The organism is Pseudomonas sp. LBUM1651, assembly GCF_059716135.1.
This window is the reverse complement of sequence record NZ_CP166805.1, coordinates 4,656,791-4,678,976: the sequence shown is the minus strand read 5'-3', so window position 1 is coordinate 4,678,976 and position 22,186 is coordinate 4,656,791. Positions and strand designations below refer to the sequence as shown.

General features: G+C 60.0%; 18 protein-coding genes and 1 riboswitch. Of the genes, 6 read left to right on the top strand and 12 right to left on the bottom strand.

What is annotated here, in order from left to right; translation table 11 throughout:
- Positions 1-181: 181 nt before the first annotated feature.
- The 7 genes from atzF to ACA066_RS21840 all read right to left on the bottom strand — a co-directional run bounded on the left by atzF (position 182) and on the right by ACA066_RS21840 (position 10,008).
- The gene (gene atzF / locus ACA066_RS21870) at positions 182-1,954 is read right to left on the bottom strand and encodes an allophanate hydrolase (RefSeq protein ID WP_497696596.1); all 1,773 of its coding nucleotides are present in this window, start codon (positions 1,952-1,954) and stop codon (positions 182-184) included.
- Between the two features lie 25 nt (positions 1,955-1,979).
- On the bottom strand, positions 1,980-5,627 hold the full coding sequence (gene uca / locus ACA066_RS21865) for an urea carboxylase (RefSeq protein WP_497696595.1): 3,648 nt from the start codon (positions 5,625-5,627) through the stop codon (positions 1,980-1,982).
- A 306-nt stretch (positions 5,628-5,933) separates the two neighbouring features.
- Positions 5,934-6,575 carry an urea amidolyase associated protein UAAP2 gene (locus tag ACA066_RS21860; protein WP_497696594.1) on the bottom strand — a complete coding sequence of 214 codons (642 nt, stop codon included), beginning with the start codon at positions 6,573-6,575 and terminating at the stop codon, positions 5,934-5,936.
- Positions 6,576-6,586: 11 nt separating this feature from the next.
- Positions 6,587-7,312, bottom strand: coding sequence for an urea amidolyase associated protein UAAP1 (locus tag ACA066_RS21855; protein WP_497696593.1), 726 nt, complete (start codon positions 7,310-7,312; stop codon positions 6,587-6,589).
- A 12-nt stretch (positions 7,313-7,324) separates the two neighbouring features.
- Complete coding sequence (locus tag ACA066_RS21850; RefSeq protein ID WP_497696592.1) at positions 7,325-8,113, bottom strand: ABC transporter ATP-binding protein; 789 nt, start codon at positions 8,111-8,113, stop codon at positions 7,325-7,327.
- Positions 8,110-8,925 carry an ABC transporter permease gene (locus tag ACA066_RS21845; protein WP_497696591.1) on the bottom strand — a complete coding sequence of 272 codons (816 nt, stop codon included), beginning with the start codon at positions 8,923-8,925 and terminating at the stop codon, positions 8,110-8,112. Before ACA066_RS21845 ends, ACA066_RS21850 begins: the two co-directional genes overlap by 4 nt.
- A gap of 15 nt (positions 8,926-8,940) precedes the next feature.
- Positions 8,941-10,008: a putative urea ABC transporter substrate-binding protein gene (locus tag ACA066_RS21840; protein ID WP_497696590.1), complete on the bottom strand. Its 1,068-nt coding sequence runs from the start codon at positions 10,006-10,008 to the stop codon at positions 8,941-8,943.
- A 64-nt stretch (positions 10,009-10,072) separates the two neighbouring features.
- Positions 10,073-10,173, bottom strand: a riboswitch (guanidine-I (ykkC/yxkD leader).
- Positions 10,174-10,451: 278 nt separating this feature from the next.
- Between ACA066_RS21840 and ACA066_RS21835 the strand changes: the two genes are divergently transcribed.
- From ACA066_RS21835 to ACA066_RS21825, 3 genes are all read left to right on the top strand, one after another.
- A complete protein-coding gene (locus ACA066_RS21835) occupies positions 10,452-10,694 on the top strand; it encodes a hypothetical protein (protein WP_497696589.1) in 243 nt (80 codons plus the stop codon).
- 167 nt (positions 10,695-10,861) lie between these two features.
- Positions 10,862-11,320 carry a hypothetical protein gene (locus tag ACA066_RS21830; protein WP_497696588.1) on the top strand — a complete coding sequence of 153 codons (459 nt, stop codon included), beginning with the start codon at positions 10,862-10,864 and terminating at the stop codon, positions 11,318-11,320.
- A 466-nt stretch (positions 11,321-11,786) separates the two neighbouring features.
- Positions 11,787-13,424 (top strand): hypothetical protein, encoded by a 1,638-nt coding sequence (locus ACA066_RS21825; RefSeq protein WP_497696587.1) that lies wholly within the window; start codon positions 11,787-11,789, stop codon positions 13,422-13,424.
- Positions 13,425-13,537: 113 nt separating this feature from the next.
- Here the strand turns inward: ACA066_RS21825 and dspII are convergent, their stop codons facing one another.
- On the bottom strand, positions 13,538-14,650 hold the full coding sequence (gene dspII, locus ACA066_RS21820) for an enoyl-CoA hydratase/isomerase DspII (RefSeq protein WP_497696586.1): 1,113 nt from the start codon (positions 14,648-14,650) through the stop codon (positions 13,538-13,540).
- Positions 14,651-14,782: 132 nt separating this feature from the next.
- Here dspII and ung point away from each other — a divergent pair, with 132 nt between their 5' ends.
- On the top strand, positions 14,783-15,475 hold the full coding sequence (gene ung / locus ACA066_RS21815; RefSeq protein ID WP_090453656.1) for a uracil-DNA glycosylase: 693 nt from the start codon (positions 14,783-14,785) through the stop codon (positions 15,473-15,475).
- Between the two features lie 160 nt (positions 15,476-15,635).
- Here ung and ACA066_RS21810 read toward each other — a convergent pair whose 3' ends face one another.
- Genes ACA066_RS21810 through ACA066_RS21795 form a run of 4 tightly spaced genes read right to left on the bottom strand, consistent with a single transcriptional unit; the run spans position 15,636 to position 19,680 of the window.
- Positions 15,636-16,676, bottom strand: a complete 1,041-nt coding sequence (locus ACA066_RS21810) for an AbrB family transcriptional regulator (protein ID WP_497696585.1) — start codon at positions 16,674-16,676, stop codon at positions 15,636-15,638.
- Positions 16,669-18,183, bottom strand: coding sequence for a tripartite tricarboxylate transporter permease (locus ACA066_RS21805; RefSeq protein ID WP_497696584.1), 1,515 nt, complete (start codon positions 18,181-18,183; stop codon positions 16,669-16,671). The genes ACA066_RS21810 and ACA066_RS21805 overlap by 8 nt, the downstream gene beginning before the upstream one ends.
- Position 18,184: 1 nt before the next feature.
- The gene (locus tag ACA066_RS21800; protein ID WP_497696583.1) at positions 18,185-18,643 is read right to left on the bottom strand and encodes a tripartite tricarboxylate transporter TctB family protein; all 459 of its coding nucleotides are present in this window, start codon (positions 18,641-18,643) and stop codon (positions 18,185-18,187) included.
- 59 nt (positions 18,644-18,702) lie between these two features.
- Positions 18,703-19,680, bottom strand: coding sequence for a Bug family tripartite tricarboxylate transporter substrate binding protein (locus tag ACA066_RS21795; RefSeq protein ID WP_497696582.1), 978 nt, complete (start codon positions 19,678-19,680; stop codon positions 18,703-18,705).
- Between the two features lie 390 nt (positions 19,681-20,070).
- On the opposite strand from ACA066_RS21795, the gene ACA066_RS21790 reads away from it, so the two are divergent.
- Positions 20,071-20,742: a response regulator gene (locus tag ACA066_RS21790; RefSeq protein WP_084322654.1), complete on the top strand. Its 672-nt coding sequence runs from the start codon at positions 20,071-20,073 to the stop codon at positions 20,740-20,742.
- Complete coding sequence (locus ACA066_RS21785) at positions 20,735-22,120, top strand: sensor histidine kinase (RefSeq protein ID WP_497696581.1); 1,386 nt, start codon at positions 20,735-20,737, stop codon at positions 22,118-22,120. The genes ACA066_RS21790 and ACA066_RS21785 overlap by 8 nt, the downstream gene beginning before the upstream one ends.
- Positions 22,121-22,186 lie beyond the last annotated feature (66 nt).

Genomic DNA, 22,186 nt, shown 5'->3' with positions numbered 1-22,186 from the left:
GGGGAGCATTCTAGTGGGACTGCAGGGAAATAACTGCGGGATTTGTGGGGTGAATCGGCAGGGATCAGGTTCAGTGGCGCTTGGGCTGACGCCTTCGCGGGCAAGCCTCGCTCCTACAGGTTTACGCAATCCCCTGTAGGAGCGAGCGGGTGGCGTTCCGACTTGCCCGCGAATCGTGAGATCAACGCCGATCTGTCAGATACGCACGCCATCCACCGAGATGACTGATATCCACCGCACCCTCCAACCCATACTGCTCACAAATAAACCCGCTCTCCCAACGCCCATCCGCCAGTTGCACCTTGCCCAACCCCAGTGGCGCCGGAATCCCGGTCAGGAACGAACCCAGTTCACTGCTCGGCAATTCCCACACTTCCACCGCAATCGCCACGCCGCCTTCCTTCACCCGAACCATCCCCGGACGGAACGGCGGACCACCGGCCAGTGCATACAGTTGATAGTCCGGTGAGCTGAACGTTGACTCGACCAACGTCGCGCCGCGTCGCTTCAGTTGCCAGTTCAGCGCCAATCCATCCAGATGCGCACCGCACACCACCAACCGAGCGCGGTCATTGCGGGCGACTGCCGAAGATGCAGGCGCATCCGAACGACGTTGAAACGCATCCGCCACGCTCAACAAATACTGATCGGTAAACGCCCGACCAAACACCGTCACACCCCACGGCAAACCATTGCCCATGAACCCGCTCGGCACCGCGACGGCAGCGTAATCGAGCAGGTTCATGAAGTTGGTGTAGTAACCCAGTTCCGAATTACGCAGCACCGGTTCAGCCTCAAGTTCCGCCAACGTCACGGGACGGCCGATGGTCGGCGTGACCACGCAATCGAGTCCTTCCAGCGCCTTGTCGCAAAGGGTTTTCAACGCTTGCAACCGATACTGCGCGCGGAACGTTTGCACGCCGCTCACCGCTGGCGCCTTGGCCAATACGGCGCGAATCACCGGTAACACAGCTTGAGGATTTTGCTCCATCAACTCACCGGCGACGCTGTAGCGCTCCGCCACCCATGGGCCTTCGTAAAGCAAACGCGCGGCTTGGAGGAACGGCGACATATCGAGTTCCACCGCTTCACCACCCAACGCCTTGAGCTGATCGATGGCATCACCAAACAACAACGGCCCTTCCGGGCAACCGAAGAACTCCAGGTCCTGCGCACGCGGCACGCCAAAGCGGAAGGGACGCGGAGTGCCAAACGCCGAGCCGTCATTCCACAGCGGATTGCTGCGGCTGTATTCGTCCCGCGGATCAAGGTGTGCGGTGAGCGCCAGCAACTGGCTCGCCTCCCGCGCCGTCGCGGTAAACGTCGTCACGCAATCGAGCGTGCGACACGCCGGCACCACACCCGCCGTGGAGATCAAACCTTTGGTGGCTTTCATCCCCACCAGATTGTTCAGCGCCGCCGGCACGCGCCCGGAACCTGCGGTGTCCGTGCCCAACGAAAAACTCGCCACCCCTAGCGCCACCGCCAGCGAAGACCCGGCGCTGGAACCGCCCGACGGATACTCCGGCAACACGCTGTTCGGGCAGGCGCCATACGGCGAGCGACTGCCGTTGAGCCCGGTGGCGAACTGATCAAGATTGGTCTTGCCCAGCGGAATCGCGCCCAGCGCCAGCAACTGCTCGACGATGGTTGCCGACTGCTCCGGCACATAGGCAAACGCCGGGCATGCAGCGGTGGTCGGAATGCCCGCCAGATCGATGTTGTCCTTGATCGCGAATGGCACGCCGTACAGCGGCAGGCTGTCGATGTCCCGACCGTCGAGTGCGGCGAGGTACGGTTCCAGTTCTTCAACACTGAGCAAGTGGATGAACAGGTGATAGTCCGGGTTCAGTGCCGCGGCTCTATCGCGCAGACTCAGCAGTAATTGACGTGGCGTGATGTTGCCGACGCGGTAAGCACTGCGCAGGGCGTCGAGTTGCAGATTGATCGTCATGGCGTTATTCCTTTTTCAAATGGGTTCAGTCGAGTTCCAGCACCACGACGCGCTGTCCGGTGCGCACCGCCGAACCCGGTTGCACGCGGATCTCGCGCACCACGCCGGCCATGGGTGCGAGCAGCGGAATTTCCATCTTCATCGACTCCAGAATTACCAGCACATCACCGGCGGCCACGCGGCTGCCGGTCTGCACCTGAACCTGCCAGAGGTTGCCGGCGATGTGGCTGTCGACGCTCATTTCACCACTGGCAAGCGGTGCGTCTTCGGTGGTTTCCGGGGCCGGTTCTTCACTGTCGAAATGCGCCTGGCCGCTGGCGATCCAGCGCTCGCGCTCGGCATTGAACGCGCCTTGTTGCTGCTCGCGAAACGCAGCAATGGTCTCGGCTTCATTCGCCAGGAACGCCTGGTAATCCGCGAGGTTCAACTGGCTGTGTTCGATGTTCAGATCGAAGCGCCCGAGCGGGAAATCCCGGCGGATGCGCAGCAGTTCATCAGCGCTCACCGGGTAGAAGCGAATCTGATCGAAGAAGCGCAGCAGCCACGGTTTGCCATCGAACGCGGCGACTTCGCGGTAGCGGTTCCACATCTGCAACGTACGACCGACGAACTGATAACCGCCGGGGCCTTCCATGCCGTAAACGCACATGTAGGCGCCACCGATGCCCACCGAGTTTTCCGCGGTCCAGGTGCGGGCCGGGTTGTACTTGGTGGTCACCAGACGGTGACGCGGGTCGAGCGGGGTGGCGACCGGCGCGCCGAGGTACACGTCACCCAGGCCCATCACCAGGTAACTGGCGTCGAACACCGTGCGCTGTACTTCGTCGAGGTTCGGCAGGTCGTTGATGCGACGGATGAACTCCAGATTGCTCGGGCACCACGGCGCGTCCTTGCGCACGGTGGTCATGTATTTCTCGATTGCCAACTGGCAAGCCGGGTCGTCCCAGGACAGTGGCAGATGGACGATACGCGAGGGGACTTGCAGGTCCTTGGCGGCGCACACCGCGTCCCATTCACCGGCGACGATGCCGAGCAGATCGGTCAGCGGGAGTTGTTCGGGTTGGTAGTGCACTTGCAGTGAGCGGATGCCCGGGGTCAGGTCGATAACGCCGTGCAGGTGTTTGCTTTCCAGGGCTTGCATGAGGGCGTGGGCGCGGAAGCGCAGAACAAGGTCCAGTTCCGGCGCGCCGATTTCCAGCAGAAGATGCGTATCCCCCGAAAGACGTGCAACCAACCGCGTATCTCCTTGGCCCAAATCCAGCACCACTGGCGACACAATCCCCTGTGGGAGCGAGCCTGCTCGCGATAGCGGTGTGTCAGTCTCATCAATGCTGAATGTGCTGCCCTCATCGCGAGCAGGCTCGCTCCCACAGGGGGTATTCCATTTCAGGGCGAGAGTGCGGGCGGTCTTGAGATCGACCGGGAGGAACTGGACTTTGTCGCCAGCCTTCAATTGCCCCAGCTGCCAAAGGTCCGCTTCAATCACTGTCACCGGGCACACAAACCCACCCAGACTCGGACCATCCGGCCCGAGAATCACCGGCATGTCCCCGGTGAAGTCCACCGCGCCAATGGCATACGGATTGTCATGAATATTCGACGGATGCAGCCCCGCCTCGCCACCGTCCGCACGTACCCATTCAGGCTTCGGGCCGATCAACCGCACACCGGTGCGGCTGGAGTTGAAATGCACTTCCCACTGAGTCGCGAAGAAGGTGCCGATGTAGTTCTCGGTGAAATATTCCGGTGCGCCATGCGGGCCATAAATCACTCGGATTTGTCGAACGACAGGCAACTCGGTGACCTGTTCTTCAGGTAGTTGATCGCCGTTGCTGCGGTCGCTCAAAACAGGTACATGCAACACGTCGCCCGCCCGCAACGCCCGACCACCATGCCCGCCAAATTGGCCAAGGGTGAAGGTACTTTTACTGCCCAGATAATCCGGCACCTGCAGACCGCCGCGCAGGCACAGATAGCTGCGAGCGCCCGCACCGGCAATCGTCCCGAGGCTCAGCGTGGCACCGGCTGGAATCAGCAGCACTGTGTTCATCGCGACGGTTTCACCGTTCAACGTCAGCGGAATCACTGCCCCAGTGACCGCCACCACCGCGTCGCAATTGAAGCGCAGCAACGGCCCGCTCATGGTGATTTCCAGCGCGGCGGCACCTTCTTCGTTACCCAGCAATAGGTTGCCCAAGCGCAGCGCGCGACTGTCCATCGGCCCCGACGGCGGCACGCCCACGGCCCAGTATCCAAGTCGTCCGGGATAGTCCTGAACACTGGTTTGTGTACCGGCGCTGAGTACTTCAAAAGTGTTGGCCTGATAGACCAGGTGTTCGAGGCAGCGGGTCCACGGCTGACCGCTGGCGAACGGCGCATCGAGCAAAATCTGCCGCAGATAATCGCGGTTGGTTTCCACACCGTAGAGCAGACTGTCGCCCAATGCTTGATGCAGATCGGCACGCGCTTCTTCACGGGTCGGCGCCCAGCAAATGACCTTGGCGATCATCGGATCGAAGTACGGCGGAATTTCGCAACCGGCTTCGACCCAGGTGTCGATGCGCAGCTGCTTGCCGTCGGCGACGGGGAAATTGACAGCGGTCAGCAAACCGGGGCTTGGCTGAAAATCACGCCCCGGGTCTTCCGCATACAGCCGTGCCTGAATCGCATGGCCGTCGGCTTTCAAGCCCTGGCTCAACACGCTCAACGGCGGCAAATCCCCGGCCGCCAGTTCCACCATCCAGCGCACCAGGTCCACGCCCCACACCTGTTCGGTGACGCCGTGCTCTACCTGCAAACGGGTGTTCACTTCCAGAAAGTAGAAACGCTGGTCTTCGCTGTCGAAGACGAATTCCACGGTGCCGGCACTGCGGTAATTCACGGCCTTGGCCAGTTTGATCGCAGCGGCGCAAAGCGCCTCGGCCATACCTTCAGGCAGGTTGGGCGCCGGGGTTTCTTCGAGGACTTTCTGGTTGCGGCGCTGTACCGAGCAATCGCGTACGCCGAGGGCGATCACTTCACCGCGACCGTCGCCGAACACCTGAACTTCCAGGTGCCGCGCGCGCTGGATGTACTTCTCGATGAACACCCCAGCGTCGCTGAAATTGTTCTGGCCGAGGCGTTTCACCGCTTCGAAGGATTCGCTCAACTCGGCCGCACTGCGGCACACGCGCATGCCGATGCCGCCACCGCCGGCGGTGCTTTTGAGCATCACCGGGTAACCGACCTGTTCACCGGCGATCAGCGCCGCGTCGAGGCTGTCGAGCAACTCGGTGCCTTCGAGCATCGGCACGCCGTGTTGCTTGGCCAATGCGCGTGCAGTGTGTTTGAGGCCGAACACGCGCAGCTGTTCTGGCGTCGGACCGATGAAGGCGATGTCGGCGGCTTCGCAGGCTTCGGCGAACGCGGCGTTTTCCGAGAGGAAACCGTAGCCGGGATGAATCGCCGTGGCGCCGGTGGCTTTGGCGATGGCGAGGATTTTGTCGACCGCCAGGTAGGTGCCGGCCGCTGCACCTTCACCGAGGCTGTGGGCTTCATCGGCTTGCAGAATGTGCAGGCTTGCGGCATCGGCTTCGGAGTACACGGCGACGCCGTTGACGTGCAATTCACGCAAGGTGCGCAGGATGCGGCAGGCGATGGCGCCACGGTTGGCAATCAGGACTTTTTCGAACATGGCATAACCCCCGGAGGCGATAGCGCATCAGCCTCGACCTGGGATGCGGGCCGTCCCGCAGTTTTTCGATAGGCGCCGGGGTCGTCCCCGGCGGAAGAATCACTTCACTCCCAAACACCACCGACCTCATGTGGGAGCGAGCCTGCTCGCGATGGCGGCGTGTCAGGCAACATAGGTGTTGAATGTTGAACCGTCATCGCGAGCAGGCTCGCTCCCACAGGGTTTAGTGGTGCTCTGGAGATTTGAGGCACTGCCCTGAACGGGCCTGGCACAGTGCAAACAACCATTTGCGCAACTGCACTAATTTCAGTTCCATACCAGTAACTCCGCAGGCGTAGGGTTGTAGGCATTGCACGGATTATTCAGTTGCGGGCAATTGGAAATCAGCACGATCACATCCATCTCCGCCCGCAGGTCCACGTACTTGCCCGGCGCCGAAATCCCGTCTTCAAACGTCAGCCCGCCATCCGCCGTGACCGGCACGTTCATGAAGAAATTGATGTTCGGCCCGATGTCGCCCTTGCCCAGTCGCCCATCGTGGACGCAGGCGCGCAGGTAGTTGTCGCGGCAGCTGTGCATGTAGCGTTTTTCCAGTGCGTAACGCACGGTGTTGCTCTCTTGCGCACAGGCACCGCCGAGGGTGTCGTGGCGGCCGCAGGTGTCGGCGACGATGGTCAGCATCGGTTTGCCGAGGTTGGAATACAGCACAGTGCCGGTGCTCAGGTAGACGCTGTTTTGCCGGCGCAAGGTGCGTTGCACGTCGTAGCGTTCTTTCGGATTGGCGACGCTGTAGAACAAGGTATCGACCGCCTGATTGCCTTCCAGGTCGAGGATGCGCAGGGTCTGGCCAGCCTTGACTTCCATCAGCCACGGTTCGCCGGCCGGGATGGTGGCGCGGTAGACCGCTGTCTCTGGATGCTTTTGAGTAGTAGCGATTGCGAGTGACATGGCAGCGATCCTCAGGCAAACAAACGGTCGGTGTTGATGAAGCCGCGCTCGTTTTCCGGGCGCGAGGTGCGGCAGTGTTCGGCAACGCTGGCGTCGGCGTTCATCCAGCTCAACTTCAGTGGTTTCGGTGCGTATTCCGGCGACGGGTCCATCGGATGTTGCAGGGCGGTGAGCACCACCAGCGTGTCCATCGGTGCGTACAACTCGATGTAATCACCGGCCTTGGAGTTGCCTTCGACGAAGTGGAAACGCCCGGCTTCATCGACGTTCACGCGGCTGAAGAAGTTAAGGGTCATCAGCAGATCCGACAGGCCCAAACCCCACTTGCCGAGTTCCACCAAGAGGTTGTCGGTGCCGTTGCGGAAGAAGCCGTTGCGCAGTTCCTGATAGCGGCCCGCACCGTACTTTTCCGAGACTTCCTCAGCGCAGAGCACGCCGCCGAGGCTGTCGCTCCAACCGCAGGTGTCGGCGGTTATTGCCGCCAGCACCCGGCCCATGTCCGAGTAGAGGCAATGGCCAGTGGTGAGCTTGGCGGTGTGTTGGCATTTGAGGCTGTCGGGCAGGTTCAGACGTTCGGTTTTTTCATTGGCGTTGAGCAGCGTCAGGCTGACGTTGGCGCCACCGCGCAGGTCGGTCAGGCGCAGCAGTTGGCCGCGTTTCAGGACGAAGGAACGATGGCCGCCACCGGGGAGCATTTCTTCGGCGAAGGGCGGGAACAGTTGGGTCGAATCAGTCATGTTCAGATTCCTCTAAGCGATACGAAGCGTGCCTGCCAGCTCAGCCGGCAAGGCATCGACGGCGGCGCGATGGGCGCGGCGGTCGCTGTTCAAAGGGATGTCGTAGGTGATGCGCGCGCCATAGGCGCCGGGGGCGTGCGGGTCGACGCGGACCTTGTCGAACACCAGCAAACGGGTGCCGAGGCTGAAACCTTCGGACAGGTCGTGGGTGACCATGAACACCGTCAGTTGCGTCTCGCGCCACAGCTCCAGGAGTAAGGTGTGCATGTCTTTGCGGATGCCCGGATCGAGGGCGCCGAACGGTTCGTCGAGCAGCAACACGCGGGGTTTCATGATCAGCGCCTGGGCGATGGCCAACCGTTGTTGCATGCCGCCGGAGAGCTGCGCCGGGTACTTGTCCAGCGAGTGACCGAGACCCACTTTGTGCAGCAGCACCGAGGCCTGCTCCCGCGCATCTTTTTTAGCGCTGCCGAACAACCGCCCAAGCAGCGGCGAGCGCGGCAGTTCGAGGCCGAGGGCGACGTTGTCCAGCACGGTCAGGTGCGGGAACACCGAGTAGCGCTGGAACACCACGCCACGGCTCGCATCCGGCTCGCCGGCCAGGGCCTGGCCATCCAGCAGAATCTCGCCGCGACTGGCGCGTTCCTGGCCGAGCAACAGCCGCAGGAAGGTCGATTTGCCGCAACCTGACGCGCCGACCAAAGTGCAGAACTCACCTTCGTTGACGTTCAGGTTCAAGCCTTCAAGCACCACCTGATCGGCGTATTGCTGCCAGACGTTTTTTACGGTGATGAAGCTCATGCGCGGGCTCCTTCATACCAGGGAAACGCACGCTGAGTCAGGCGTTTAAGGCCCCAGTCCATCAGCCAGGCGAGCAGGGTGATCCACACCACGTACGGCAGAATCACATCCATCGCGAGGTAGCGACGCACGAGGAAAATCCGGTAACCGAGGCCGTCGGTGGAAGCGATGGCTTCGGCGGCGATCAGGAACAACCACGCTGAACCGAGCATCAGCCGCAGCGAGATCAGCAGGCGCGGCAGCAATTGCGGCAGCACCACACGCAGCATCAGAGTCCAGGTTGAAGCGCCGAGGGTCTGGGCCTTGATCAGCAACTCCACCGGAATTTCCCGGGCGCGCTGTTCCATGTCCCGCGCCAGGCACGGGGTGATGCCGATCACGATCAGCATCACTTTCGACAACTCCCCAAGACCGAACACGATGAACAGAATCGGCAGAATCGCCAGCGGCGGCACCATCGACAGCACCGTCAGCAGCGGCGACAACGGCGCGCCAAACAGCGGCAACGTCCCGGCGGAGATGCCCAGGCACAGCCCGGCCAGTGCGCTGATGCCGAGGCCGATCGCGAGCCGACGCAAGCTGGACGCGGTGTCTTGCCACAGCACGTATTCGCCGGTGCGACTGTCGGCGGTGAACGCCAGGCGCTTCACCGCGTCGGTCATCTGCACGGCGCTCGGCAACAGTTTGTCGTTGGGGTTGTCCGTCAGTCGCTCGACCGAGCCCATGAAGTAGGCGAACAGCACCAGGGCGAACGGCAGGATCACCAACAACAGGCGACTCGGACGATCCGGGTGGCGATTGATCAGGCGCATGGCCAGGTCCTCTTCTTACAGCTTGGCGTCGGCGGCCATCTGCACGTAACTCGGGTCGAAGCGCAGCTTGAGGTTGGTCTTGTCGCCGCTGGTCACACCATTGGCGAAGGCCATGCCGACGGCGCTGGTGTCCTTGGCGCCTTCACCGAGCAAGCCGTGCTGAAAGGAAAACTCGGCGACCTTGCGCATGGTGTCCGGCAGTTGCTTGCTGGTGGAGAACGCCAGGGCTTCTTTCGGTGTGGCGAACAATTTGGTGGTGTCGAGTTGCGCCTGGAAACCCGCGAGGTCGGTGCCAGAGGCTTTGGCCATGTGTTCAAGCGCGGCTTTGCTGGCGGCGTTTTTCGCGTTCATCAACTCGACCACTTCGAACCACGCGCCGGTCAACGCTTTACCCAGGGCCGGGTTGTCTTTGAGGGTGGCGCTGTTGACCACCATCATGTCCATGATTTCGCCGGGGATCTGGCTGGAGTTGAAGACTTCGGTCACGCCCGGCTTGGCCTTGATGTCCGAAAGCATCGGGTTCCAGGTGGTGACGGCGTTGACCTGATCGGTATTGAAAGCGGCGGAGATGTCGGCGTCGGAGGTGTTGACCACTTTCAGGTCTTTCTCGGTGAGGTCCACCGAATCCAGTGCCCGTGCCAGCAAATAGTGGGAAACCGACAGCTCGACCAGATTGACGTTCATGCCCTTGAGGTCGCTGACTTTCTTGCCGTCGCCCTTGAGCACGATGCCGTCGTTGCCGTTGGAAAAGTCGCTGACGATCAGCGCGGTGCTGTCGACGCCACCGGCGGCCGGAATGGTCAGCGCATCCATGTTGGTCATGGTGCAGCCGTCGAACTGGCCGGCGGTGTATTGGTTGATGGATTCGACGTAGTCATTGAGCTGCACCACATCAATCTTGATGCCGTACTTCTTCGCCCATTTGTCGACGATGCCTTGGCTGCCGGCGTATTCCCACGGCATCCAACCGGCGTAAATGGTCCAGCAGACGCTGAAGTGGTCTTTTTGCGCAGCCTGGGACGAGACGCTCACGAAGGCTGCGAACGCAGCGGCGAGGAGGGCGGGTAAACGAAGCTTGAGCATGGGTGGTTCTCCAGTTGATCAAGGGCGGGCAGGAGTCAACGCGGCACACCGTGAACGGTGGCTTGTCTCCCGGGCTTTTGTCCCGCCGTGTAACCTCAACTGGAGGTCGCCAACTCTCGGACCAGTCACTCGCGTCAGCGAGCCGGAACCCTAGTCAGCCATTGCAAATTGTGGTGCCGCGAACCTGTGATGACTCCTGCACGGGTTTGTTAAAGCGAGAGCCGTGCCAAGTCGCCCGAAGCGCTCTGGACCGAGGGATTGCCATTAGCAGGCAGGGTGGAAGGGCAGGTTCGTTGCTTTGTGATGGTGCGTCCGTGCACTGAGATGCAGCGTGGCTGGCCGCTGATCCGAAGGTCGGAGTAGTCCGGCACTCGCCATCGCATTGCCAGTCAAAACAGGTGTCAGCCGGCCTGTATCGGCTGCGGGTCTTTCAGGAGGCCGCCATGTTGCGTCGACTGTTGCTGGGTGTTGTGCTTGGTGTCGGGCTGTCCGGTTGCTACTACTACGCCGGCTCCTACGACGTGTATTCCACACCTTATTACTATCCCGGCTATGCGCCGTATTCCTACTATTACGGCCCGCGCTATTACTATGGCCCGCGCTTTTATGGCGGCTATCGCTACTACTATTGGGGCGGGCATGCGCCACGTTATTACGGCGGTGGATATCGCGGTGGCCACCACTAATCAGCACGTGAATAGATGAAAAACCTTTCATCGGCGAGATGTTTCAACTTGTTGCAAGACCGCACCGGATTTCGAAATCGATGTCTGATCTTTCGACAGTCACCGAATAATTGACTGTCGCTCGCCAGCGTCGCTGGTGTGGCTCACTCGCGGTCCAGGAGGCCGCCATGCTCTGTCGAAAACAGCTCCGCCGAATTCTTCTGATTGCCGTGTTGGGTGTGTCTGTTGTTGCGTGCGTACCCTATGCCGATGGAGGAGGCAGCTACTACAGTTCCGAGGTCTACACGTCCCCAGCGCCGTATTACTCCGGTGGCGGGCCTTACTACTCCAATGGCGGTTATTACACGTCACCGCGCCGGTATTACGCACCTCCGGCACGCTATTACCAGCCAACACCGCGGTATTACCACCAGCCGCGGGTTTATCAACCGGCACCGCGTTATTACCAGCCGTCGCCACGAGGCGACTACCGGGCTCATCAGAGTCGCGGCTGGGACGGTCATAGCCGCGGCGGTTGGGACGGTCGTAACCGTGGCAACTGGAGCAACGATAATCGCGGCGGCCACGGCGGACGCGATAACCGGGGCGGACGGGGCAGTCATGATGGTCGCGGCAGTCACCGGTAGTCTCCACCGAACATCCTCGATAAAGCGGCGCATCAAGCGCCGCTTTTTTTATGCGCCAGAGATAGGGTTCGCAGGTCATGACTGGGGTTTAGGTGACGGCCTCAAGGAACCGCGGTGGCCTGCTCGATTCGAAATTCACCCTCCTTGCTCCATCTCCTCGGGCGTTCTCGGAACCCTCCTACATTTTTATTTCTGCGCGTTTGTTAGCGTTTGTGCATTCGTATTGATGTTGAAAAAAACTTCAATGAGACGAGGGTGTACGAGCAGAAAGTCAACTAAATCATGAGTGTGTTTATTATCTATAAAAAATTTCCTGGGCAATTCCGGTATGTCGCAATGGTGGCGTGATTCGGCCAGGCTTTGCAGTCACCGCAATAGGGCGAGGTATTGCAATAGTTATTTTAGGGGGGGGCGATTTTTAGATTTATTAAATAGGTGGATTTATCATTTTAAAATGGAGTTTGAAGTGCGTAAGATAATTCGTTGCGGCCAATATTGGTGGTGTAAGGCGATACTGGCTTTCGGTTTGGTTGTGGTTTTTTACATCTTGTCGATGAGTTGTTATGTTGGCTCGGAGCACATGACAGAGGAACAGGGTCGTAACCGAGAATTATCGAAAAAATGCATTAAGAAGTCTGGTTTAAACTACGGTGAGTTCGCTGTAAATGCTGGCGAGATTGTTATTGAAAATAAAAGTGCCATAGGTGGCATTCAAGGTTGGTATTTTTACTCTGGTAAGAGTTTCGGGGGTGGCGAGTTAAGTTATAAGCAGTTCAGTCTGGACGTGACGACTGAAACCATTAGGCATCAAGTTGTTCAGGGCGACGATACAGGCGGAAGGGTAAATATCGAAGTTGGAAATATTTTTCATGGCGGGATGGGTGATGACTTAATAGTTGCTTATGAGGACCCCAATGTTAATTATGGTGAGCATGGGGATAGGACTCCCGGCGCTTTTCTTCTAGGCGGGGCAGGGAACGATACACTGCTCGGATCAGAAGGTGCGGATTATTTAGTCAGTGGCCCAGGGCAGGATTGGCTTTACGGTGAGAACGGTCCAGATACTTATATAATAGGCGCGCATGCTGGAGCGACTACTATTATTGCGGATATGTTAAGCCCTGTATTTATTCGTCCAGAAGTTGGGGTTGCCGGATGGAAAGCAGAGTTCGGGTTAGACGATACGGATACCGTTAGACTTCCGGAAGGGATAAACCTTGAGCAGTTGCAGTTAAGTTGGGGTGCCATATTAGTCGAAGTCGTCAATATAGAGTTGGCGCCAAAACCACAGCGCGGCACCTATCGCAATCCGCCCCGTGGGCAGATGCTTTATTCGACACTTGATATCTCTTGGGGGCAAGATCAGCAGGTTCGTATTGTATTGCCGAATGCGAGTGATCTTGGTGGTTCTGGTATTGAGGTTGTAAAATTTGCAGATGGATCAAGCGTTAGCTTGGAGTACCTTATAGTTAATAGTAAATTAGATCCCGCGCCTGATACTTACCACCATGGTGTCCTGATCAATGATGCGGATGAGGCTATCTCTTTTCGGGATGGTAGAAAGCTCCCTCTTGTTGGTGGTCAAGGCAATGACACTTTGAGCGGCTCAGGTGAGATACGAGGCATGCAGGGCGATGACTTGATCTCGGGTGGTGCAGGGGACGATACGCTATGGGGAGGGCCTGGTAACGATACTTTAAGCGGCGGCGCGGGCAATGATATTTACAAATATGACGGTCTGGGAAGGGATTTGATTGTTAATGCATCTGGCGGTATAGATGGAATCGATTTTACGGATTTCGATGCCTCCATCCATCAGCTGAAGTTTCACCGTGATAATAATGATCTCGTCGTAGTGGTGAATTATGGCGCTTCTCCAAAAATACGAGTGGCCAATCATTTTTCAGGGGGTGATGCCGCGATAAGTTTTATAAGAGTACAAGCCGTAGACAGGACTCCTCAAGACTACACTGCGAACCAGCTGATCGAACTTTTACATCCTCTGCCCCCGTTAAGAGATATGGAAGATATATTTTTACGTGATGACGAGGGTGTGGCTGAGGCAATTAAGGAAATAAATGAATTTTATGGGCTTCAGAGTTAGTTATGACGTCGATGGTAAACGGGCGGTGACTACTAATCGTCCTTAGGAACGTACAGGATGGCTCGCCCGCGATAGACCTATTGATACGGCCTATCGCGGGTAGCGCCCGGATTTTAGTACTCGGAAAGGTCCGCCAGCGGATGCCGACCTTCCCAAACCTTATGAAAATGCGCCTCCACCACCGCATCCGGCACGTTGTTAATGTCCGGCCAATGCCAGTGCGGCTTTTGATCCTTGTCGATCAACCGCGCCCGCACGCCTTCGCTGAACTCCGGATGACGGCAGCAGTTGAGGCTCAAGGTGTATTCCATCTGAAAAACCTGCGCCAGCGAGAGGTGTCGGGCGCGGATGATCTGCTCCCACACCAGATGAGCGGTCAGCGGCGAACCTTCACTCATTGTCCGCGCAGCACGGCTGAGTAGCAGGTCGGTGCTATCGCGCTGTTGGCTGATGGCCTTCCAGGCGCATTGCACGTTACTGACGTCCAACAGTTCATCGATCTGCTGACGACGCGGCAGCCACTGGGCTTCGGGCATTTGCGCGAGCGCTTCCTGCTGCAAGGCCTTGAGCAGGCTGTTGAGCTGCATCGGTGTCTGTTCCTGCCAGTTCAACTGCAGCAAGCCTCCGATCAGCTCTTCTTGCTGTTCATCGAGCAGGAAACGGTCGGCCAAGTCCAGATCGATCGCATCCCGACCGTTCATGTGCGCACCGGTCAGGCCGAGGAATAGACCTAGCTTCCCGGGCAGGCGCGACAGAAACCAACTGGCGCCGACATCCGGATACAAACCAATGCTGATTTCCGGCATCGCCAATCGGGTGCTCGGCGTGACGATACGGATGCTCGCGCCTTGCAAGAGGCCCATGCCTCCGCCCAGAACGTAGCCATGGCCCCAGCAGATCAGCGGTTTCGGGTAGGTGTGCAGGCTGAAGTCCAGTCGGTATTCCGCCGCAAAGAAATTCGCGGCCAGCGGCGGTACTTCACCCGGATGCGCGCGACAGGCTTCCACCAGGCTGCGCACTTCACCGCCGGCGCAAAAGGCCTTGGCACCTTTACCGCGTAATAAGACGCAGACGATTTGCGGCTCCTTGGCCCAAGCGTCCAATTGATCGCGCAAGGCGTTGATCATCGGCAAGGACAGGGCGTTCAGGGACTTTTCGGCATCCAGGCTGGCAACGCCGATGCGGGCGCCGTCGGTGCCGGTGAGTTCTTCGAAGTGCAGATTCATCGTGACCTCGATCGGGAATTTGAGCGTTCAGTATGATCGCAATGCAGGAAAGTGCCGGTTCTGCGTCAGACCAATTGACAAGCGTGATGGGCTTTCCTAGGGTTCGCCCCATTGTTTTTGCCGGATGTAACCATGACTGCTGACGACCGTATCAAACTCGAACCGGGCTGGAAGGAGGCACTGCGTGCTGAGTTCGACCAGCCCTACATGGCAGAGTTGCGCAATTTCCTGCAACAGGAGCGCGCGGCGGGCAAGGAAATCTATCCTCCGGGACCGATGATTTTCAACGCGCTCAACTCGACGCCGCTGGACAAGGTCAAAGTGGTGATACTCGGTCAGGACCCGTATCACGGCCCGGGCCAGGCCCATGGCTTGTGCTTCTCGGTGCAACCGGGCGTGCCGGCGCCGCCGTCGCTGGTGAACATCTATAAAGAGCTGAAGCGCGACCTGAACATTGACATTCCCAATCACGGTTACCTGCAGAGCTGGGCCGAACAGGGCGTGTTGATGCTCAATACCACCATGACCGTTGAGCGCGCCAATGCCAATGCGCACAAGGACAAGGGCTGGCAGTTTTTCACGGATCGGATCATTGAAGTGGTCAGCCAGCAGCAACCGCATCTGGTGTTCATGCTGTGGGGCGCGCATGCCCAGAGCAAGCAGAAACTGATCGATGCGACCAAGCATCTGGTGCTGACGTCGGTGCATCCGTCGCCGCTGTCCGCTTATCGCGGTTTTCTCGGGTGCGGGCACTTCAGTCGGACCAACAAGTTTCTTGAGCAGAATGGCGAGACGCCGATTGAGTGGCGGTTGCCGCCGGTTTAGGCGCGACAGAGGGCTTTTGTGGCGAGGGAGCTTGCTCCCGTTGGGCTGCGAAGCAGCCCCAAAACATGCAAGCTGGTTCTTTCTGATCCACAACATGCACCCGGTTTACGACTGCTACGCAGCCGAGCGGGAGCAAGCTCCCTCGCCACAGTGGATAGTGTCAGGGCTGCTCCGGCACCCGATTCCAATACTTGAACAACGGCTCCGCCAGAAACAACACAAACAACAACCGCATCACCTGCATCGCCGTCACCAGCGGCACCGACAATTGCAGGGTCTCCGCCGTCAGGCTCATCTCCGCAATCCCGCCGGGCATCATGCCCAATGTCAGCGAACGTAAATCCAGATGCGTCAGCGCACTCAATCCCAGTGCTGCCGCCGTGGCAATCAACATGGTCAACACCGTGCCAATCAAGGTCCGTCCCATAAACGAAGGCGCCCGCCGGAAAAACTGCCGATTGAAGTGACAGCCCAGGCCGCTGCCGATCAGCCATTGGCCAATCTGGCTGCCGCCATGGGGCAAGCCAATATGCAAATCCCAGCTAATGCTCACCGCCGCACTCACCAGCAACGGTCCGAACAGCCATGGGTTGGGTTGACGAAGACGTTCCCAAAGCCAGGCTGCCAACGCGCCTGCCGGGAATAGAAGGGCCAGCCACCACCAGTTGACGGCCGTCGGATGAACGATTGGCGCGCCGTCGCCCAGCAAATACTTGAACGCCGCCGGCACACACAGCACCACCACCAGCACCCGCAGACTTTGCCCGGCCGCTACGCGACTGAGCACCGCGCCATTGCGCGCGCCGAGGTTGACCATCTCACCGGAACCGCCGGGCATGCTGGAAAAGAACGCGGTGGCGCGATCCTCACCGGTGCGCCGCATCAGCCAGACCCCGACGATGGCCGAGAGGCTGGTGACCAACGCGCCGAAGAAAATCAGACCGAAGTGGCTTAGCACCTGCGCCATCACCACCGGGGTGAAGTGCAGGCCGATGCCGATGCCGACCACCCACTGGCCGCACTTGCGGCCGCCAGGGATTTCCGCCAGTTGCCAGGGTGTCAGGCAGCGCACCAGGATGATCGCCAGCAACGAGCCGACCATCCACGGCAGCGGCCAGCCGACCAGGCTGGCCAGGTAACCGCCCAGCGCGCCGACCAGCGGCGTACCCCACCAGGCTTTGAAGGGTGTTCGATCAGACATCGGCGATAACGCGCCGAGCGACCGAACGTTTGCGCCAGATCCGAAGGATCGGCACCAGCAGCATCACAGCGATCAACGCCCAGACTCCCATGGTGATCCCGCTCGACCAGAGAATCTCCAGCGAACCGTTGGAGATCGACAGGGCCCGGCGCAGATTCTGTTCCATCAAACCTCCGAGAATGAAGCCCAGCAGAACCGGCGACAACGGGAAATCCAGCTTGCGCAGAATGTAGCCGAAGATGCCGATGCCAATCATCAGGAACAGATCGAAGGTGGTGGCATGCACCGCGAACACACCGATGGCGGTAATAATCGCGATCATCGGCACCAGCGCCCAGTTCGGCACGGCGAGGATGCGGGTAAAGATGCGGATCATCGGAATGTTGAGGATCACCAGCATGATGTTGGCGACAAACAACGAAGCGATCAGGCCCCAGACGATGTCCGGCTGCTGTTGAAACAGCAGCGGGCCTGGCGTGATGTTGTACAGCGACAAGGCACCGATCATCACCGCCGTGGTGCCCGAACCGGGAACGCCGAGCGTCAACATCGGCACCAGCGCGCCGCAGGCTTCCGCACCGATGGCGGTTTCCGGAGCGGCCAGGCCACGCTTGTCGCCCTGTCCGAATTTTCCACTTGGGCCGGCGATACGTTTCTCGGTCATGTAGGCCACGGCGCTGGCAAGTGTCGCGCCGGCACCGGGCAGCACGCCCATGATGAACCCGAGCACACCGCAACGCATGTTCACCCAGAACACCGAAGCGGCTTCCTTGAAGTTGAACATCATGCGGCCGGTGGCTTTGAACGCCTCCTGACCGCGGTGGGTTTTTTCCAGCAGCAACAGGATTTCGCTGATGGAGAAAAGGCCCAGCACCAGCACCACGAACTGAATGCCGTCGGTGAGGTGGATATTGTCGCCGGTGAAGCGGTAGACACCACTGTTGGCGTCGATGCCGACAGTCGACAGGAACAACCCAATCAGCGCCGCAATGAAGGTCTTCAGTGGTCGGTCGCCGGCCATGCCGCCGAGACAGACAATCGCGAACACCATCAGGACGAAGTACTCCGCCGGGCCGAAGGCAATCGCCCACTTCGCCAGAATCGGCGCGAACACCACCATCCCGCAGGTCGCAATAAAGGCGCCGATGAACGAACTCCACGCCGACAGTGACAGCGCAACACCCGCCATGCCTTGTCGGGCCATCGGGTAGCCGTCGAGGGTGGTCATCACGGTGGAGGCTTCGCCCGGAATGTTCAGCAGGATCGAACTGATCCGGCCGCCGTACTCGCAACCCAGATACACCGCGGCCAGCAGGATCAACGCTGATTCCGGCGGCAGGCCGAGGGCGAACGCGATCGGGATCAGCAACGCCACGCCGTTGATCGGACCGAGGCCGGGGAGCAGGCCGACGACGGTGCCGATCAGCGTGCCGCTGAGTGCGGTGACCAGGTTGTAAGGGGTCAACGCGACGCCGAAGCCATGACTCAAATAACCAAGCGTATCCATATCAGTTCTCCAGAACGTCGAGCAGGCCCAGAGGCAGTGGCACGTCCATGACTTTGTCGAACAGCAGGTACAGACCGATACTCATCAGGCTGATGATCACCGCGCCCGGCAACCAGCGTCCGCCGTACAGGCGCGCCATCGGAATGCCGATCAGCATGCTGCTGAGGATGAAGCCCAGGGGTTCGAACAACCCGGCGAAGACCAGAAGCAGCAACACGCAGATGCCAATCTTGGTCAGGGTTTCGCGATCCATCGGCGGATCTTCATCGGTGTGTTTGATCGGCGAGGGGCGATACACCATGTAAACCAGTCCCAGGCCCATCAGGCCCAGCATCAACAGGGGAAAGGCCCGTGGTCCGATCGGTTCGTAGGAAAATGGCGCCTGATAGGGCCAGGCCATCAGCACCAGGCTGAGACAGGCCAGCAACAGCACCGAAGCAAAAATGCGTTGTAAGAGCATGGAAAACTCCTGTGCCGCGGCCCCGCAGAACGGGGGCCGCAGCCGCTAGACAGAGGCGATCACTGAATCAGGCCGAACTCTTTGGCCAGCACTTTGTAGTCCGCGACCTGCTTCTTCACGTAGGTGTCCAGCTCCGGGCCGGTCATGGCGAACGGGAACAGTTCACGCTGATCGCGCAGCTTGGCGAATTCGGGTGAGGCCAGCAGTTTGTCGAAGGAGTCTTTCCACCAGGCGTAGTCTTCATCGCTGACTTTTGGCCCGAGGTAGAAGCCGCGAACCACTGGCCAGACGATGTCGTAGCCTTGTTCCTTGGCGGTCGGAATGTCTTTCATTTCCGGCTCGTCCAAGCGTTTCTCGGAGAACACCGCCAGCAGGCGCATGTCGCCGCTCTGGATGTGCGGCATGGAGTCGGAGATGTCGGTGCTGCCGACCTGGATATGACCGCCGAGCAGGGCGGTGGCGATTTCACCGCCGCCTTCGAGGGCGACGTAACGCAGATCGCGCGGGTTGATCCCGGCGGCCTTGGCGATCAGTGCGGTTTGCATCCAGTCCTGGCTACCGACGGTGCCGCCGGAACCGATCACCACTTTGCTCGGATCTTTCTTCAGCGCCTGAACGAGGTCGTCGAGATTCTTGTAAGGCGAATCGCTTTTCACCGCGATGGCGCCGTAGCTGGTGCCGACCGCTGCCAACCAACGTACGTTGGTCTCATCGAAGCGACCGAATTTGCCCTGGGCCAGGTTCAGCAACGAACCGCTGGACCACGCCACGAGCGTGCCGGCATCGGCCGGACGTTGAGCGACCACCGCGTTGTACGCCACCGCGCCGACACCGCCGGGCATGTAGGTCACGCGCATCGGTTTGGTCAGCAACTTTTCGTTGACCAGCGCGCTCTGCGCCAGTTTGCAGGTCAGGTCGAAACCGCCGCCAGGCGAGGCCGGGGCGATGCATTCCGGGCGTTTCGGCTCGGCTATCAGTTGGCCGGCAAACAGCATGCAGCTGGCGGCGAGGGCGAAACGGCGCAGTGATCGATTCATTGGTGTCTCCACGGGAGTTGTTGTTTTTGGGGGTGTTTCAGATGCGGCGGTTTCGCGTTGCGCAGCCAGCAACGGCGCTGACGAGCGTATACGATGGGGAGCGAGAAAAGGGGTGGGGCGGGCAAATCTGGAGCTGTGTGGACAGCATGGCGAAGTACCTCGTTATTGTTCTTATTGGCGAAAACGCATCAAGGCGTTTTTCGGGAGCTACATTTCAAAGCACGATCGGTGGCTTACAGTCGAAACCATCCGTGGGCCGACTCTAACGGTCGAACCTTTCACTAACCTTTCAGCGGACTTTCACGGTTTTCGGGCTTCACAGCGGCGGATGCGGCTGTAAACTCCGCGCCAAAGAATGGCGTCGAACATCCCTGAATGAGGTAAAGATCCATGCGTGTTCTGCTCGTCGAAGACCATCTGCAACTCGCCGACAGTGTTGCCCAAGCGCTCAAGAGCACCGGGCTGACCGTGGATGTGCTGCACGACGGTGTGGCCGCCGACCTGGCGTTGAGCAGCGAGGAATACGCCATGGCGATCCTCGACGTCGGCCTGCCGCGCATGGATGGTTTCGAAGTGCTGGCGCGCCTGCGGGCCCGGGGCAAGAACCTGCCGGTGCTGATGTTGACCGCGCGCAGCGACGTCAAGGACCGGGTCCATGGCTTGAACCTTGGCGCTGACGATTACCTGGCCAAGCCTTTCGAACTGACCGAACTCGAAGCCCGGGTCAAAGCCTTGCTGCGCCGCAGCGTGCTCGGCGGCGAGCGCCAGCAGACCTGCGGCGTACTGGCTTACGATCTGGACACCCGGCGCTTCACCCTTGGCGAAGAATTGCTGACCCTGACCTCCCGCGAACAGGCGGTGCTCGAAGCCCTGATCGCCCGTCCCGGTCGGGTGATGAGCAAGGAACAACTGGCTGCCCAGGTGTTCGGTCTGGACGAAGAAGCTAGCCCCGACGCCATCGAAATCTATGTCCACCGCTTGCGCAAGAAGCTCGACGGCCAACCGGTTGCCATCGTGACCTTCCGTGGTCTCGGCTATTTGCTGGAAAGCCGTGATGCATAAGCCCAGCAGCCTGCGCTGGCGGTTGCTGTGGAACCTCGCGCTGTTGTTGGTGGTGTTGATGCTGGCCAGTGGCTTGAGTGCGTACTGGAACGGGCGCGAGGCCGCCGACACCGCGTACGACCGGACCTTGCTGGCTTCGGCACGAACCATCGCCGCCGGGGTGTCCCAGCGTGATGGCAGCCTGAGCGCCGACGTGCCCTACGTGGCCCTCGATACCTTCGCCTACGACAGCGCCGGGCGGATTTTCTATCTGGTCAATGACATCAATCAGAAGTTGATTTCCGGTTACGAAAACCTGCCGCCTCCGCCGCCGGGCACGCCGCGCACCGATGACTATCCGGCGCTCGCACGTTTCTACAACGCAACCTATCAGGGGCAGAACGTGCGGGTGGTGAGCCTGCTTAAACCCGTGAGCGAGCCGAACATGAACGGCATGGCGGAAATCCGCGTGGCGGAAACCGATGAAGCGCGGGTCAGCATGGCTCGTAGCCTGGCAGCGGACACGTTGCTGCGATTGGGCATGCTGGCGGTCGGTGCCTTGCTGATGGTGTGGTTTGCGGTGAGTGCGGCGTTGCGTCCATTGGAGCGCTTGCGCACGGCGGTGGAAGAGCGCCAGTCCGACGATCTGCGGCCGCTGCCGTTGGTGGAAGTGCAGCACGAATTGTGGCCGCTGGTGCGCGCGCTCAATCACTTTACCGAGCGTCTGCGCGAGCAGTTCGAGCGCCAGGCGCAATTTATCGCCGATGCGGCCCATGAACTGCGCACGCCACTGGCGGCGCTCAAGGCGCGGCTTGAACTGGGCCTGCGCTCGACCGAACCCGAGACCTGGCGCAACACATTGGAAACGGCCGCCCAGGGCACGGACCGCTTGACCCATCTGGCCAATCAATTGCTCTCGTTGGCGCGGGTCGAGAACGGTGCCCGGGCGATCGCCGAGGGTGGCGCGCAGTTGCTGGACTTGAGTCAGCTGGCCCGCGAACTCGGCATGGCCATGGCGCCGCTGGCCCATGCCCGCGGCGTGGCGCTGGCACTGGAGGCGGACGAGCCGGTATGGCTGCGCGGTGAGCCGACGCTGTTGAATGAGCTATTGAGCAATCTGGTGGATAACGCACTGGCCCATACGCCTTCCGGCGGCAATGTGATCCTGCGGGTCTCGGCGCCGGCGGTGCTGGAGGTCGAGGATGATGGGCCGGGGATTCCACTGGAAGAACGCGACCGGGTGTTCGAGCGCTTCTATCGACGCAACCAGCAAGTCGCGGGCTCGGGGTTGGGGCTGGCGATTGTCGGTGAGATTTGCCGTGCGCATTTGGCGCAGATCAGCCTGCATGACGGTGAAAAGGCGGGGTTGAAGGTGCGGGTGAGTTTTATTGCGGGGTAAGCTGCTGAATACATAGTGTGGCGAGGGAGCTTGCTCCCGCTGGACTGCGCAGCAGTCCCATTCTTT

Bases quoted from the DNA above. Each gene is read 5' to 3' on its own strand.
- atzF (WP_497696596.1), bottom strand. From the start codon at position 1,954: ATGACGATCAATCTGCAACTCGACGCCCTGCGCAGTGCTTACCGCGTC.
- uca (WP_497696595.1), bottom strand. From the start codon at position 5,627: ATGTTCGAAAAAGTCCTGATTGCCAACCGTGGCGCCATCGCCTGCCGC.
- ACA066_RS21860 (WP_497696594.1), bottom strand. From the start codon at position 6,575: ATGTCACTCGCAATCGCTACTACTCAAAAGCATCCAGAGACAGCGGTC.
- ACA066_RS21855 (WP_497696593.1), bottom strand. From the start codon at position 7,312: ATGACTGATTCGACCCAACTGTTCCCGCCCTTCGCCGAAGAAATGCTC.
- ACA066_RS21850 (WP_497696592.1), bottom strand. From the start codon at position 8,113: ATGAGCTTCATCACCGTAAAAAACGTCTGGCAGCAATACGCCGATCAG.
- ACA066_RS21845 (WP_497696591.1), bottom strand. From the start codon at position 8,925: ATGCGCCTGATCAATCGCCACCCGGATCGTCCGAGTCGCCTGTTGTTG.
- ACA066_RS21840 (WP_497696590.1), bottom strand. From the start codon at position 10,008: ATGCTCAAGCTTCGTTTACCCGCCCTCCTCGCCGCTGCGTTCGCAGCC.
- ACA066_RS21835 (WP_497696589.1), top strand. From the start codon at position 10,452: ATGTTGCGTCGACTGTTGCTGGGTGTTGTGCTTGGTGTCGGGCTGTCC.
- ACA066_RS21830 (WP_497696588.1), top strand. From the start codon at position 10,862: ATGCTCTGTCGAAAACAGCTCCGCCGAATTCTTCTGATTGCCGTGTTG.
- dspII (WP_497696586.1), bottom strand. From the start codon at position 14,650: ATGAATCTGCACTTCGAAGAACTCACCGGCACCGACGGCGCCCGCATC.
- ung (WP_090453656.1), top strand. From the start codon at position 14,783: ATGACTGCTGACGACCGTATCAAACTCGAACCGGGCTGGAAGGAGGCA.
- ACA066_RS21810 (WP_497696585.1), bottom strand. From the start codon at position 16,676: ATGTCTGATCGAACACCCTTCAAAGCCTGGTGGGGTACGCCGCTGGTC.
- ACA066_RS21805 (WP_497696584.1), bottom strand. From the start codon at position 18,183: ATGGATACGCTTGGTTATTTGAGTCATGGCTTCGGCGTCGCGTTGACC.
- ACA066_RS21800 (WP_497696583.1), bottom strand. From the start codon at position 18,643: ATGCTCTTACAACGCATTTTTGCTTCGGTGCTGTTGCTGGCCTGTCTC.
- ACA066_RS21795 (WP_497696582.1), bottom strand. From the start codon at position 19,680: ATGAATCGATCACTGCGCCGTTTCGCCCTCGCCGCCAGCTGCATGCTG.
- ACA066_RS21790 (WP_084322654.1), top strand. From the start codon at position 20,071: ATGCGTGTTCTGCTCGTCGAAGACCATCTGCAACTCGCCGACAGTGTT.
- ACA066_RS21785 (WP_497696581.1), top strand. From the start codon at position 20,735: ATGCATAAGCCCAGCAGCCTGCGCTGGCGGTTGCTGTGGAACCTCGCG.